At 70.8% G+C, this 10,655-nt stretch carries 10 protein-coding genes; 5 read left to right on the forward strand and 5 right to left on the reverse strand.

The window, feature by feature from the left end; translation table 11 throughout:
* Positions 1–206 (reverse strand): DUF5990 family protein (locus tag BHU15_RS28820; protein WP_255293241.1); only part of this gene is annotated, 206 nt, incomplete at its 3' end.
* Positions 207–318: 112 nt separating this feature from the next.
* Between BHU15_RS28820 and BHU15_RS28825 the strand changes: the two genes are divergently transcribed.
* Together BHU15_RS28825 and BHU15_RS28830 are read left to right on the forward strand one after the other, a co-directional pair.
* Entirely contained in the window at positions 319–738 is a 420-nt protein-coding gene (locus tag BHU15_RS28825) for a CBS domain-containing protein (protein ID WP_069629850.1), read from the forward strand.
* Between the two features lie 106 nt (positions 739–844).
* Positions 845–2,605: an NAD+ synthase gene (locus BHU15_RS28830; protein WP_069629851.1), complete on the forward strand. Its 1,761-nt coding sequence runs from the start codon at positions 845–847 to the stop codon at positions 2,603–2,605.
* A 16-nt stretch (positions 2,606–2,621) separates the two neighbouring features.
* On the opposite strand, the gene BHU15_RS28835 is transcribed toward BHU15_RS28830, so the two are convergent.
* The 3 genes from BHU15_RS28835 to BHU15_RS28845 form a co-directional block, all read right to left on the reverse strand.
* Positions 2,622–3,650, reverse strand: a complete 1,029-nt coding sequence (locus BHU15_RS28835) for an endonuclease/exonuclease/phosphatase family protein (RefSeq protein WP_069629852.1) — start codon at positions 3,648–3,650, stop codon at positions 2,622–2,624.
* A gap of 168 nt (positions 3,651–3,818) precedes the next feature.
* The gene (locus BHU15_RS28840; RefSeq protein WP_401925380.1) at positions 3,819–4,568 is read right to left on the reverse strand and encodes a TetR/AcrR family transcriptional regulator; all 750 of its coding nucleotides are present in this window, start codon (positions 4,566–4,568) and stop codon (positions 3,819–3,821) included.
* 45 nt (positions 4,569–4,613) lie between these two features.
* Positions 4,614–6,290 carry a DHA2 family efflux MFS transporter permease subunit gene (locus tag BHU15_RS28845; protein ID WP_069629854.1) on the reverse strand — a complete coding sequence of 559 codons (1,677 nt, stop codon included), beginning with the start codon at positions 6,288–6,290 and terminating at the stop codon, positions 4,614–4,616.
* 176 nt (positions 6,291–6,466) lie between these two features.
* On the opposite strand from BHU15_RS28845, the gene panB reads away from it, so the two are divergent.
* The 3 genes from panB to BHU15_RS28860 all read left to right on the forward strand — a co-directional run bounded on the left by panB (position 6,467) and on the right by BHU15_RS28860 (position 9,424).
* On the forward strand, positions 6,467–7,333 hold the full coding sequence (panB, locus tag BHU15_RS28850; protein WP_069629855.1) for a 3-methyl-2-oxobutanoate hydroxymethyltransferase: 867 nt from the start codon (positions 6,467–6,469) through the stop codon (positions 7,331–7,333).
* Between the two features lie 187 nt (positions 7,334–7,520).
* Positions 7,521–8,552, forward strand: a complete 1,032-nt coding sequence (locus BHU15_RS28855) for an ATP-binding cassette domain-containing protein (protein WP_069629856.1) — start codon at positions 7,521–7,523, stop codon at positions 8,550–8,552.
* A complete protein-coding gene (locus tag BHU15_RS28860) occupies positions 8,549–9,424 on the forward strand; it encodes an ABC transporter permease (RefSeq protein ID WP_069629857.1) in 876 nt (291 codons plus the stop codon). The genes BHU15_RS28855 and BHU15_RS28860 overlap by 4 nt, the downstream gene beginning before the upstream one ends.
* Before the next feature lie 28 nt (positions 9,425–9,452).
* On the opposite strand, the gene BHU15_RS40435 is transcribed toward BHU15_RS28860, so the two are convergent.
* A partial coding sequence (locus BHU15_RS40435; RefSeq protein ID WP_368483223.1) for a tetratricopeptide repeat protein occupies positions 9,453–10,655 on the reverse strand: 1,203 nt, incomplete at its 5' end.

Consider the following 10,655-nt stretch of genomic DNA (forward strand, 5'->3'; position numbering starts at 1 on the left):
GGACCATCCCCCGCCCCGTCCCCGGCCGGGACCGTCTCGACCGGGACCGTCTCGACCGGGATCTCGAAGACCGCACTCGCCGCGTCGGCGGACACCAGCTGGTCCGGCTCCCCGCCGCGCTGCGTGCCGACGTGGACGTGCCGGAACTCGCCGCAGTCCGTGCCCGGCAGGTCGTGGCCCAGAATCCGCAGGGTCAGCAGCGCCATGCCCCTCACCTCTCCTTTCACCCGTTCGGGTGACAGCGGTCGCGTACACCCGTTCGGCCCCATGACGATGGGGGCGCTCGGGGCGGACGCCATTCAGGAGGGACGAAACCCCATGACCACCGCCAAAGACATCATGCATCCCGGCGCCGACTGGATCCCCTCGCACGAGACCCTGGACCGGGCCGCGCAGCTCATGCGGGACCTGGACGTGGGCGCCCTGCCCATCGCCGACACCCAGGAGCGGCTGACCGGCATCCTGACCGACCGCGACATCGTCGTCGGCTGCGTGGCGGAGGGCCACGACCCGGCGAAGGTCACAGCGGCCGAGATGGCCGACGGCACACCGCGCTGGATCGACGCGGGCGCGGACGTGGACGCCGTGCTCCACGAGATGCAGGAGCACCAGATCCGCCGGCTGCCGGTCATCGAGAACAAGCGCCTGGTCGGCATGATCAGCGAGGCGGACCTGGCGCAGCACCTGAGCGAGGCGCAGATCGCCGCCTGGGCGGAGCGGGTGTACGCGAGCGGCTGAGCGCCCGGCGGGCAGGAGCAGGTGGGCCGCCGCCCGTGGCGCGGCCCACACACCCGTTCGCATCCACGCACCCCATCGCGTCAGAAAGACGATTACAGTGGGAGCCGTGCCTCAACTACGTCTCGCTCTGAATCAGATCGACTCGACCGTCGGCGATCTCGCCGCGAACGCCGAGGCGATCGTGCACTGGACCCGGCACTCCGCCGAACAGGGCGCGCATCTCGTCGCGTTCCCCGAGATGGCGCTGACCGGCTACCCCGTCGAGGATCTGGCCCTGCGGTCGTCGTTCGTCGAGGCGTCCCGCGACGCGCTGCGCGCGCTCGCCGCGCGGCTCGCCGCCGAGGGCTTCGGCGAACTGCCCGTCGTCGTGGGCTATCTCGACCGCTCGGAGCGGGACCGGCCACGGATCGGCCGCCCGGCGGGCGCCCCGCAGAACGCCGCCGCCGTGCTGCACCGGGGCGGTGTGGCGCTGACGTTCGCCAAGCACCATCTGCCCAACTACGGCGTCTTCGACGAGTTCCGCTACTTCGTGCCCGGCGACACGATGCCCGTGGTGCGGGTGCGCGGTGTCGACGTCGCGCTCGCGATCTGCGAGGACCTCTGGCAGGACGGCGGCCGGGTGCCGGCCACCCGGGCCGCCGGGGCCGGGCTGCTCCTGTCCGTCAACGCCTCGCCGTACGAACGGGCCAAGGACGACACGCGGCTCGAACTCGTCCGCAAGCGCGCCCAGGAGGCCGGCTGCGTCACCGCGTATCTCGCGATGATGGGCGGCCAGGACGAGCTGGTCTTCGACGGCGACTCGATCGTGGTCGACAAGGGCGGCGAAGTCATCGCGCGCGCACCGCAGTTCACCGAGGGCTGTGTGGTCCTGGACCTCGAACTGCCCGCCGCTGCCGCAGAACCGCCGGGCGGCGTCGTGGACGACGGTCTGCGCGTCGACCACGTCGTCCTGTCCGAGGAGCCCGTCGCCCCCTACGAGCCCGAGCTGACCGGCGGTTACGCGGACCGGCTGGACGACGACGAGGAGATCTACTCCGCCCTGGTGGTGGGCCTGCGGGCGTACGCCGCCAAGAACGGCTTCAGTTCCGTCCTGATCGGTCTCTCCGGCGGCATCGACTCGGCGCTCGTCGCCTCGATCGCCTGCGACGCGCTCGGGGCGGCGCAGGTGTACGGCGTCTCGATGCCGTCCAAGTACTCCTCGGACCACTCACGCGGCGACGCGGCCGAACTCGCCCGCCGTACGGGGCTCAACTTCCGCACCGTGTCCATCGAGCCGATGTTCGACGCGTACATGGGCTCGCTCGGCCTGACCGGGCTCGCGGAGGAGAACCTCCAGTCACGGCTGCGCGGCACGACGCTGATGGCGCTGTCCAACCAGGAGGGGCAGATCGTGCTGGCGCCGGGCAACAAGTCGGAGCTGGCGGTGGGGTACTCGACGCTGTACGGCGACTCCGTCGGCGCGTACGGCCCGATCAAGGACGTCTACAAGACGACGGTCTTCCGGCTCGCCCGCTGGCGCAACCGCGCCGCCGAGGAGCGCGGCCAGGTCCCGCCGATCCCCGAGAACTCGATCAGCAAGCCGCCGAGCGCCGAACTGCGCCCCGGCCAGGTCGACACGGACTCCCTGCCGGACTACGACGTGCTGGACCGGCTGCTGGCGATGTACGTCGACGGGGACCAGGGCAAGGACGCGATCGTCGCGGCGGGCTTCGACCCGGAGATGGTGGCGAAGACGCTGCGCATGGTGGACACGGCGGAGTACAAGCGGCGGCAGTATCCGCCGGGCACCAAGATCTCCGCGAAGGGCTTCGGCAAGGACCGGCGGCTGCCCATCACCAACCGCTGGCGGGAGTCGCCGACCGCCTGAACTGGCGCCCCGGCACTCAGAGTTCGATACGGGCGGCGATCGGCAGATGGTCGCTGCCCGTGCGGGGCAGTGTCCACGACGACTTCGGCTCGACGTCCCTGACCATGATCTGGTCGATCCGCGCCATCGGGAACGACGCGGGCCAGCTGAAGCCGTAACCGTCGCCCGCGGCGCCCTGGGTGGAGCGCATCTGCGACGTCACGGCCTTCAGGGAGCGGTCGTTCATCGTGCCGTTGAGGTCGCCGAGGAGCACGACCCGCTGGATCTTCTCGTCCTCGATCGCCTCGCCGAGCGCGTCGGCGCTGTTGTCCCGCTGGTTGGCGGTGAAGCCGGCGTGCAGCTTCACGCGTACGGACGGCAGGTGCGCCACGTACACGGCGACCTCGCCCTGCGGTGTCGTGACCGTGGCGCGCATCGCGCGGGTCCAGCCCATCTTGATGTCGACGGGGCGGCTGCCGGTCAGCGGGTACTTGCTCCAGAGCCCCACCGTGCCCTGCACCGAGTGGTACTTGTACGTCTCGGCCAGCGCCTTCTCGTACGTGGGAACCGCCGACGCCTTCAGCTCCTCCAGCGCCACGACGTCCGCGCCGGACTCCACGAGCCGGCGCGCGGTTCCCTCCGGGTCGGGGTTCTGCGCGTTGACGTTGTGCGTGGCGACCGTCAGATCGCCGCCGGCGCCCGACTTGTCGAGGATCAGCCCGCCGAAGAGATTGAGCCAGACAACGGCCGGGAGGAGCAGCGCGATCAGCGCGGTGGCGGAGCGCCGTACCAGCGCGCCCAGGAGAATCAGCGGGACGAGCAACCCCAGCCACGGCAGGAACGTCTCGTTGAGGGAGCCCAAGTTGCCGATGCGGTTGGGGACCTGGGCGTGCATGATCATCAGCAGCGCCGTCAGGACGGAGAGCAGCGCGAGGAGGACACCACGCCGCCAGATGCCGCGGTCGCCCCGCCAGCGGTCGACGAAGCTCCGAAACCGGCTCTTCTTGGGAGGGTCGTTGTCCTCGGCGCCGTCCACCCTGGACTCAGCCGTGTACTCCTGCGTCATTCCGCTGCCCTCACTGCCTTGCCGTGCACGCCCGCCATCGACCCTAGGCGATGACGGACGCTTTATCTGCCGTCCCCCGACAGCCGTACAGGCTCAAGGACGAGCGACGTGGGGCCGAGGGTTCCGGACAAGGGTGGCGACCACGTCGTTGTGACGCAACACGCATGCTCAGCGGCCCGTGCCGGCGGCCGGATCCGCCGCCGTGTCCCCGGTCTTGCCGTCCCCGGGCCGCAGACCTTCGAGCACCGCGCGGATGATGCGCTCGGGGAGGTCGTCGTCCAGCGGCGCCTCCTTGCGGTGGATGGTGCGCAGGAGCATGGGGCCGACGAAGAGTTCCTCGATCAGCTCCGCGTCGATGTCGGCGCGCAGTTCACCGGCGGCGACGGCGCGTCGTACGGCCGCGGTGACCGCGACGCGACGCGGCTCGATGACCGTGCTCTGGTAGGCGCCCCACAGCTTCGGGTGGGTCTTCATCTGCGCGAAGACGTTGTACAGCAGGGCCGAGTTGCGCTGGGCGAGACCGCGGCGGCGCATGGATTCCAGGGAGGCGAAGATGTCGGCGAGGCCCGAGGTGCCGGAGAGGGGCGGCTCGGGGGGCTCGATATGGCGCAGGACGTCCATGAAGAGCTCCTCCTTGTCGCTCCAGCGGCGGTAGATGGTGGCCTTGCCGACGCCCGCCGTCCGTGCGATGCGCTCGATGGAGAGCCCGGCCAGCGGCTCGCCCTCCTCAAGGAGGCGCACCACGGCCTGGAGGATGGCGCGTTCGGCCGCCTCGCTGCGCGGCCGGCCCCGCCGGGGCTCCCGCTCGTGGCCGTGGACCGGCTCCCGGTCGTGCTCCTGGCCGTGCTCCTGGCCGTGCTCCTGGTCCCGCAATGCCTCACCCTTCGTACCGCCCCCACCGCCCCGTGCGGGCCGCACCCGCGCGCCGATTCTCGCCGACGGCGGCGGGTGCGGTCGACCGTGTCAGTCGCGTGCGGCGGGCGCGGCGGCCACGGGTGCCTCGGCGGCGGGCTCGGTCGGCGCCTCGCCGGGTGCCTCGGTGCGCTGCTTTCCCGCGGGCCCCTCCGGCGCCGTACGGCCCGGCATGAAGAGCGCCACCACGGCGGTGCCGATCAGCGCGACACCGGCGGAGCCGAGGGCGGTGACATGCATCGCGGTCAGGAAGGCGTCGCTCGCGGAGGACATCAACGGGGCGCCGGCGGGGCCGAGTTTCTCGGCGACGGCCATGGTCGCCTCGATCGACTCCCCGGCCGTGTCGCGCGCGGCGGCCGGGACGGCGCCGAGGTGGCCCTCGATCTCGCCGCGGTAGGTCGAGGAGAGCAGCGAGCCGAGTACGGCGACGCCGAGGGCCCCGCCGACCTGGCGGAAGGTGTTGTTGACGGCCGATCCGGAGCCGGCCTTCTCACGGGGCAGGGACTGCATGACGGTGACGGTCACCGGCGGCATGATGTGGGCCATTCCGGCGCCCTGGACGAAGAAGACGACGCACAGCACCCACACGGGCGTGGTGGCGTCGAACAGGGCGAACGCGGCGAGTCCGGCGGCGACGAGCAGCATCCCGCCGGTGCAGACGGCGCGGGCGCCGAACCGCTCGACGACCAGCCGGGCGCGCGGCGCGAACACCATCTGCGCGACGGCGAGCGGCAGGATCAGCAGGCCGGAGTCGAGTGCGCTGTAGCCGCGCACGCTCTGGAGGTAGAAGGCCGAGAAGAAGGTCACGCCCATCAGGGCGAAGAAGACCAGCGCGATGGCGGCGACGGCCGCCGAGAACGCCGGCTTCTTGAAGGAGGACATGTCGATCGACGGGTGGTCGCTGCGCTTCTGGTGCACGACGAACACCGTGAGGACGGCCACACCGCCGAGGGTCGCCGCGAGCACCGTGGCGTCGGTGAAGTCGGCCAGCTCGCCCGCGCGGATGATCCCGTACACGAGCAGGACGAGGCCGACGATCGAGAGCAGCACGCCCACCGGGTCGACCCGGCCGGGCCTCGGGTCCTTGGAGTCCGGGACCAGGAACCACATGGCGATCAGCGCGACGATCACCACGGGCACGTTGATCAGGAAGATCGAGCCCCACCAGAAGTGTTCGAGCAGGACGCCGCCGGTGATCGGCCCGATGGCGATGCCGAGTCCGACGCTGCCGGCCCATATGCCGATCGCCTTGGGCTGCTCGTCGCGCTCGAAGACGTTCATCAGGACGGCGAGGGTGGCCGGCATCACGAAGGCGGCGCCGAAACCCATCAGGGCGCGGTACGCGACGAGTTCACCGGGTGATCCGGACATCGCGGCGAGGGCGGAGCCGAGACCGAAGACGGCCGTGCCGAAGAGCAGTACCTTCTTGCGGCCGACGCGGTCGCCGAGCAGGCCGGAGGTGAAGAGCAGGCCGGCGAAGACGAGGGTGTAGGAGTTGATCGCCCACTCCAGCTCGCTCTGGGTGGCGCCGATCCCGACGGGCTCCGGGCTGGAGATCGTCTTGACGGCGACGTTCAGGATCGAGTTGTCGAGGACCACGATGAGCAGGCTGAACATGAGGACGCCGAGGATGGCCCAGCGGCGCTTGTGAACGGCTTCGGGCACCCGGGGTGCGGAGTCGAGGGCGCCGGACGGTGCCGACGACGATGAGGGTGACGATGTGGACATGGCGACGAGCCTAAGGGTATTTCAATACGATACCGTCTCGTATTGTAAAGTCTTTACCCGGCGGGCCGACGCGGGCGGAGCAGCCCCACTTCCCGTCGACGGCAGGGAGATGCCACCATGGAGACGGTCCGGGGACGCCGTCAGGGCGCCTCGAGATGACGAAGGAGCCGTAAGCCATGACGTTCGAGGCTGCGCAGAATCCCTCCGGCGACACGAAGTCGCTGTACGGCGGCACCAGCGCCCGTAACCGCCGCGTCACCGTCCACGACATCGCCGCCGCCAAGCGACGCGGCGAGAAGTGGCCCATGCTCACCGCCTACGACGCGATGACCGCGTCCGTCTTCGACGAGGCCGGCATCCCGGTCATGCTCGTCGGGGACTCGATGGGCAACGTCCATCTCGGCTACGAGACGACCGTACCGGTCACGCTCGACGAGATGACGATCCTGTCCGCCGCCGTCGTACGGGGCACCAAGCGCGCCCTGGTCGTCGGCGACCTCCCCTTCGGCTCGTACCAGGAAGGCCCCGTCCAGGCCCTGCGCAGCGCCACCCGGCTCGTCAAGGACGCCGGGGTCGGCGCGGTCAAGCTGGAGGGCGGGGAGCGCTCGCTGCCGCAGACGGAGCTGCTCGTCCAGGCCGGCATCCCGGTCATGTCGCACCTCGGCCTGACGCCGCAGTCCGTGAACACCCTGGGCTACCGGGTACAGGGCCGCGGCGACGAGGCGGCCCACCGGCTGCTGCACGACGCGAAGTCGGCGCAGGCGGCCGGCGCGTTCGCGGTGGTGCTGGAACTGGTGCCGGCCGAGGTCGCCGCCGAGATCACCCGGTCGCTGGAGATCCCGACCATCGGCATCGGGGCCGGTCCCGGCACCGACGCGCAGGTCCTCGTGTACACCGACATGGTGGGTCTCACGGGCGGCAAGGTGCCGCGCTTCACCAAGCAGTACGCGAACCTCCGGCAGACGCTCGGCGACGCCGCCAAGGCGTTCGCGGACGAGGTCGCGGGCGGAACGTTCCCGCAGGAGGAGCACACCTTCCACTAGGGCCCGTCGCCCGGATCGGGCCCCCCATCCCAGCAGCCACTGCCGCACCAGAAGACAGCCCGCCGACATCCCCCATCGGCGGGCTGTCGGCGTGTCCGGGGCCCGGCACGAGCCCGGCGGCCGTGTGTCGGCGGGCTGTCGGCCGTCTGTCGGTCCGTTGTCGGTAGGCCCTGCCACGATCGACGGCATGACGCGAATCGACACGATCCCTGCCGACGGCACCACGGCCGTCACGGTACGGGGCCTGGTCAAGCACTACGGTGCGACCAAGGCGCTGGACGGCGTGGACCTGGACGTGCGTGAGGGCACGGTTCTCGGTGTCCTCGGCCCCAACGGCGCCGGCAAGACCACCCTCGTACGCTGCCTGTCCACCCTGATCCTGCCCGACGCCGGCACGGCCGTCGTCGCCGGATACGACGTGGTGCGCCAGCCGCGCCAGCTCCGCCGCACCATCGGCCTCACCGGGCAGTACGCCTCGGTCGACGAGAAGCTCGCCGGCTGGGAGAACCTGTACATGATCGGGCGGCTGCTCGATCTGTCCCGTACGGCCGCCCGCAGGCGCGCGGACGAGCTGCTGGAGCGGTTCTCCCTCACCGAGGCCGCGAAACGGCCCGTGCTCCAGTACTCGGGCGGTATGCGCCGGCGCCTGGATCTCGCGGCGTCGATGATCGGGCGGCCCTCGGTGCTCTACCTGGACGAGCCGACGACCGGCCTCGACCCGCGCACCCGGAACGAGGTGTGGGCGGAGGTCAAGCGGATGGTCGCCGAAGGCGTGACCGTCCTGCTCACCACGCAGTACATGGAAGAGGCCGAGCAACTCGCGAGTGAGCTGACGGTCATCGACCGCGGCCGGGTCGTCGCGGGCGGCAAGGTCGACGAGCTGAAGGCGCGGGTCGGCGGCCGGACCCTGGAGATCCGCCCGACCGACTCCGGCCAACTCACCGAGATGGCACGGGCGTTGAGCGAGACGGGGCTGGACGGTGTCGCGGGGTCGCAGATCCACGACGGCATGCTGTTCGTGCCGATCCTCGCCGACGAGCAACTGACGGCCGTGATCGGTCTGTTGGGCGCACGCGGCTTCGACATCGCGCACATCGGCACCCATCTGCCCAGCCTGGACGAGGTGTTCCTGGCGATCACGGGCGAGAAGTCGAGCGAGCAGGCCGACGGCACGCACCACGACGCGGACGACGCACAGCTGAAGGGGGCCGCGGCATGAGCACGGCGACAACGACGAAGACGGCGGAACTGCCTGAGCCCACACCGCCGTCCACCACCCGGACCGGGAAGAGCGGCCCGGCCGTCGCCGACGAGGGCCGGATCGGTGTGCGGGCCAATCTGCGGCACATCGGCGCCCTGGCGCGCCGTAACGCCCTTCAGATCAAGCAGGACCCGGAGTCGATGTTCGACGTCCTGCTGATGCCGATCGTCTTCACACTGCTCTTCGTCTTCGTCTTCGGCGGGGCCGTCGCGGGCAAGGGCAACCAGTCCGAGTACGTCAGCTATCTGGTCCCCGGGCTGATGGCGATGATGGGGCTCAACGTCTCGATGGCCGTGGGCAGCGGGATCAACGAGGACTTCCAGAAGGGGGTCATGGACCGGTTCCGTACGATGCCGATCGCCCGGTCCTCGGTCCTCATCGCGAAGATCGTGGTCGAGATCGGCCGCATGATGATCGCCTTCGCGATCCTGCTGATCGTGGGCTTCATCCTCGGTCTGTCGATCGAGACGTCGGCGCTGGAGGTGCTGGCCGCGATCGGGCTGTCGCTGCTGTTCGGCGCGTCGCTGATGTGGATCTTCATCCTGATCGGGCTGAGCGTGAAGACGGCGCAGGCGGTGCAGGGCGTCGGGATCGTGGTGCTGATGCCGCTCCAGTTCGGCTCCTCGATCTTCACGCCGCCGACGACGATGCCGGGCTGGCTTCAGACCTTCACGGACTACAACCCGCTGTCGAATCTGGCGGACGCGGCGCGCGGGCTGTTCATCGGCGGGCCCGTGGCGCACGACCTGCTGATGACGCTGGCCTGGTCGGCGGTGATCACGCTGGCGACGGCGCCGATCGCGGTGGCCAAGTTCCGTAAGAAGACCTGACCCCTGGGCCGGAGTCAGGTCCGGGATGTCAGGCGCCGGCGACGGTGTAGGCCTCGTCGAGGGTGAGCGCGCGGCCCTCGGCGAGCGCCTGCTCGTAGTCGGCGCCGGTCAGCCCCCCGGCGTGCACGGCGGCCTCGGCCGCCTCCTGGCACTCGCGCTCCTGCATCGTGCGGTAGTGGCCCCGGGGCAGATGCGTCTCGTACGCGGCCAGCAGGCGCGCACCGTCCCGTACCCGCTCCGCGCCGCCGAGACCGGCCAGCGACCAGCCCGCGATCAGCAGATGGACCGCCGCCATCTGGGGCGCGACCATCCTCGACATCGGGTCGCGCGCATGGGCCAGCGCCTCCCGCGACCGGGCGAGCCCTTCGGCGTACCGGCCCTCCAGATTCTCCAGCCAGCCGATCAGGCCGAACACGAATCCGGCGAAGAGGGCCAGGTTGGAGTGGGCGAAGTCCTCGCTCAGCCGGTCGAGTTGCTCCCGGGCCTCGGCGACCCGCCCGCGGCGGCCGAGCAGGAGTGCCAGATAGATCCGGGCGGCCGGCTCCGCCTCGTAGTCGCGCCGGCTGTTCTGGGCGAGCAGGCCGCGCAGCATCGCCTCGGCCTCGTCCAGCTCGCCCCGCTCCGTCATCACGCCGGCGAGGCGCGTGTGCAGGAGGGCGACCTGCGAATCGGCGCCGAGCATCCGGGCGTTGTCGATGGCGGCGTGGAAGTCGGCGGCGGCGCGTTCGAAATCGCCGTTGCGCTCGAAGGCCTCGGCGCGGGCCGACAGTGCCTCGGCGGCGCCCCACGCGTCGCCGAGCCGGGTGAAGATCTCCAGGCTCTCGTCGGCGTCCCGGCCCGCGTCGCCGGTCCACTCGCTGCGGTTGGCGAGGACGTTGGCCCGCAGATAGAGGGCCGCGGCCAGCTCCCACTCGTAGCCGAAGTCCCGGCACGCCTGGACCGTCGCGTCGATAAGGGTCCGGAGCCGGCCCGGCTCCCCCGACAGCATGACCGTGAAGAACCAGTACGAGCCGGGCGTACGGCAGGTCTGCGGCAGACCGGGCCGGTAGACCTGACCCACCCGCAGCAGCCAGTCCTTGGCCACGCTCGTGGTCCACATGTCGAACTCGTGGTTCATGTTGGCCAGATTGATCAGCCGTGCCCCGCGCCGCGCCTCCAGCAGTTGTTCGGGCGCCATCGGCGGGGGCGCGTCGGTGCACCGCTCGTACAGCGGGGGTGCGGGGGTCACGGG

The sequence above is a fragment of the Streptomyces niveus genome (assembly GCF_001723055.1).
Taxonomy (GTDB): domain Bacteria; phylum Actinomycetota; class Actinomycetes; order Streptomycetales; family Streptomycetaceae; genus Streptomyces; species Streptomyces niveus.

Coding starts and splice junctions, on each gene's coding strand:
- BHU15_RS28825 (WP_069629850.1), top strand. CDS start 319: ATGACCACCGCCAAAGACATCATGCATCCCGGCGCCGACTGGATCCCC.
- BHU15_RS28835 (WP_069629852.1), bottom strand. CDS start 3,650: ATGACGCAGGAGTACACGGCTGAGTCCAGGGTGGACGGCGCCGAGGAC.
- BHU15_RS28845 (WP_069629854.1), bottom strand. CDS start 6,290: ATGTCCACATCGTCACCCTCATCGTCGTCGGCACCGTCCGGCGCCCTC.
- panB (WP_069629855.1), top strand. CDS start 6,467: ATGACGTTCGAGGCTGCGCAGAATCCCTCCGGCGACACGAAGTCGCTG.
- BHU15_RS28855 (WP_069629856.1), top strand. CDS start 7,521: ATGACGCGAATCGACACGATCCCTGCCGACGGCACCACGGCCGTCACG.
- BHU15_RS28860 (WP_069629857.1), top strand. CDS start 8,549: ATGAGCACGGCGACAACGACGAAGACGGCGGAACTGCCTGAGCCCACA.